Source organism: Advenella sp., from assembly GCF_052108595.1.
In the GTDB taxonomy this organism is placed as follows: Bacteria; Pseudomonadota; Gammaproteobacteria; order Burkholderiales; family Burkholderiaceae_B; genus Advenella.
This window is the reverse complement of record NZ_JBQEAU010000111.1, coordinates 12,399-15,433: the sequence shown is the minus strand read 5'-3', so window position 1 is coordinate 15,433 and position 3,035 is coordinate 12,399. Positions and strand designations below refer to the sequence as shown.

Below are 3,035 nucleotides of genomic sequence, written 5' to 3'. Positions count from 1 at the left end.
CGTCACAGGGGAAAATGCAGGCCTGGGTCATGGCAGGATTGCCGTTGCTCCTGATGATGGTGCTCAATATGCTGGATCCGGCAGCCATGTATCCGATGTGGTTCCATCCGGCTGGGTGGATCGTCCTGGCGATTATTTTTTTGTTGGAAGCGCTGGGCATTTGGCTTATTCTCAAAATTGTGAATATCGATATTTAGGAATGAAAAAAGAAAATGGCATTCTGGGTTAGTTGCATATTCACGGGTATTTCCATTTGCCTTGGTCTTTACCTTTTTCTTTCGCCTGCAAGCAAAAAGGTCGTTGTGCCACAGGCCTATCAGGAGAAAAAAGTATTAGTCTTGCTTTGGCCGTGGATCCACGTGCTGGGGCGCACCATCATACGTTTTATGTCATGGAGATATCGCGCGCGTTTGGTGTCATTGCTGCGCAGCGCAGGGCTCGAGCAGGTGGTGCAGATCGATCACATTGCCGGCATCCAATGCCTGTTCGCCTGCTGCGCTTTCGTCAGTAGCGTTCTCATACAAGTGTCGCAACTGAATGAACGCCTCATATCCGTGCTGTTGATTGCACTTGTCATGGGGCTGGCAGGCTTGCTGCTGCCACTGTTGTGGTTGCGAGAACGTGGCACCAGGCGCCGGCAGCGGATCTTGCGTGAGTTGCCCTTCCTGCTGGATATGACGACCTTGTGTGTAGAGGCCGGCCAGAACTTGCAAGGCGCTTTGTATCACACGACAAACCTGTGTTCGCCTGGTGTTTTGCGTGATGAGTTGAGTTACTGCCTAAGCGAAATACGCACGGGTAAGCCCCGCATTGATGCGCTGAAGGCCATGGCCGCGCGTACCGGTACTGCGGAAGTGTCCCTATGGGTTGCCTCCATTGCGCAAGCGGAAAGCATGGGTATGTCGCTCGGTCCGTTATTGCGTTCGCAATCGGACCAGCGCAGACAGGAGCGTTTTAACCGTGCAGAAAAGCTGGCTCTGGAAGCGCCGGTAAAAATGCTATTGCCGCTGATTTTCTGCATCTTTCCCTGCACCTTTATCGTTCTGGCATTTCCCATCGCGGTAAAAATCCTGCAATCCGGAGTATGAATGCGGCTATCGTCCACCTATACACTAATCACGTTTGACTGTTTTTTTCAGCGCCTGGTCGGCTTAATGGGACGGAAGGTTATTCATCCCCGACATGTTTTCCACTTTGTTCCCTGTAACAGTGTCCATACTTTCGGCATGACTGTTCCGCTGACGGTTATCTTTCTGGACAAGCAGTCGCGTGTCCTGCATTTTATCGATTATCTTGCTCCTGCACGCGTGGCCTGGTACTGGCCGGCGCGGTCGGTGCTTGAGCTTCGCGCAGGATCCATTACCTCTAACAGGCAAGCGCGGGAGCTTGTCGCTTTGCTATTGCCCATGAATGTCGCCTGAAAAAATCGTTCGTTCGATCATCAGCAAACGGCACACGCTAAACAATTTCAAAAAAGCCAGCCAGTTCAACCAACAGGCGAAGCAGCCGTGCATCGCGAAGCTTTACGCGGTGTCATAAAATGCAATAATGCGGTCAATGGTATGACTGATGATCGGATCCTGTTTTTTTCGCGACCATATAACAGATGTAATAGAGCGCTGGGTGTGCTCAAATTCCAGAAATTGTAAATCCGGCAGGCCGCAGTGTTTCATACAGGCCGGCACCAGTGACACGCCCATGTTCTGGGATACCATGCTCAGAATACTCAGCCAGTGACGCGTCTCGTCTACAGCCTTGGGAAAGAACCCGGCGCTGATGCACATTGACAGGAGTATTTCATAGTAAACCGGCGACACATGACGCGAAAAAAAGATGAACCGCTGCGCGCTGAAGTCGGCAAGGGCAGGGGCCTTCCTTTGCAGTATGGGATTGTCCTTGTGGGCGCAAAGCAGGAACGGCTCGGTGACAATCACCTTGTCCTGCAAATCGGTCGGCAGCCGATTGCTGTGGATGAATCCCACATCGACATGGCCCATTGCAACTTTATCGACAATGTCGCTTGAATTGGATTCGGCCAGTTCAATATTGATCTGCTCGCCTTCAGGCCCCAGCCGCTGCAACAGTGCCGGCAGGCCGCGATAGACCATGGAACCCACAAAGCCGATGCGCAGGCGGCCACGCTCTGTCGAGTGGGCAAGGCGATTTTTGAGCGAGCCGGCGTGACTGAGCAGGAAAAGTGCTTCCTTGTATAGCACGGCGCCCGCGGGCGTCAGGCTGACATGCCGGCTGTTGCGTTCAAACAGCTGCGCGCCCATTTTCTCTTCAAGCTGTCGTATGGCCAGGCTCAATGGCGGCTGTGAAATGTTCAGGCGCGCCGCGGCTTTGCTGAAATTGAGGGTTTCGGCAACGGCAACAAAATAGCGAAGGGCGCGCAGTTCCAGATCCATATCTATATATTATATGTATAGATCTAAATAAAAATAGTATTTCCATATATACATCGATTTAATTACGCTGGGTATATTATTTAAGTTCACAAAGGCCAGGACATGGAGACAAATAATATTCCGGATAGCCGGGGCAGCAATTTTTTTACGCTGGATCCTTATTCCGGTGCCTTGTTGAAAACCTATCTGCCGGCGCCGCTCTATACCCACCTGTTGCCGGTTTTCAATGAACTGGGCGCAGCAGTGGGGTCACGCCTGGATGAGCTTGCAGATACGGCCGATAAAAACCCGCCTGTACTGTCGGTGCGCAACCGCCAGGGCCAGGATGCCTGCGCGGTTACCAAACATCCGGCTTATGTTGAGCTGGAGAAAATGGCTTATGAAAAACTTGGGCTGGCAGCCATGTCGCATCGGCCTGGGGTTCTGGGCTGGAATCAACCCTTTCCTCCCGCGGCCAAGTACGCGTTGTCACATTTATTCGTGCAGGCCGAGTTCGGGCTGTGCTGTCCTGTAAGCATGACCGATTCCCTGGCGCGAACGCTGAAAAAATTCGGTGATCCGGCCCTGGTCGAACAGGTCTTGCCGCAAGTGACGGCAACCGAGTTTGCCGATCTGCAACAGGGCGCC

At 52.6% G+C, this 3,035-nt stretch carries 4 protein-coding genes and 1 pseudogene; 4 read left to right on the top strand and 1 reads right to left on the bottom strand.

The features are described from left to right. The 3 genes from ACTIKR_RS16965 to ACTIKR_RS16955 form a co-directional block, all read left to right on the top strand. Window positions 1-197 (top strand): type II secretion system F family protein (locus ACTIKR_RS16965; protein ID WP_442328465.1); only part of this gene is annotated, 197 nt, incomplete at its 5' end. A gap of 189 nt (window positions 198-386) precedes the next feature. After that, complete coding sequence (locus tag ACTIKR_RS16960; protein ID WP_193089082.1) at window positions 387-1,088, top strand: type II secretion system F family protein; 702 nt, start codon at window positions 387-389, stop codon at window positions 1,086-1,088. Next, complete coding sequence (locus ACTIKR_RS16955; RefSeq protein WP_193088978.1) at window positions 1,089-1,421, top strand: DUF192 domain-containing protein; 333 nt, start codon at window positions 1,089-1,091, stop codon at window positions 1,419-1,421. Window positions 1,422-1,523: 102 nt separating this feature from the next. Here ACTIKR_RS16955 and ACTIKR_RS16950 read toward each other — a convergent pair whose 3' ends face one another. Next, window positions 1,524-2,408 (bottom strand): LysR family transcriptional regulator, encoded by an 885-nt coding sequence (locus ACTIKR_RS16950; RefSeq protein WP_442328464.1) that lies wholly within the window; start codon window positions 2,406-2,408, stop codon window positions 1,524-1,526. 102 nt (window positions 2,409-2,510) lie between these two features. Between ACTIKR_RS16950 and ACTIKR_RS16945 the strand changes: the two are divergent. Continuing rightward, window positions 2,511-3,035 (top strand): annotated as a pseudogene (locus ACTIKR_RS16945) (DNA alkylation response protein); the annotation flags it as partial.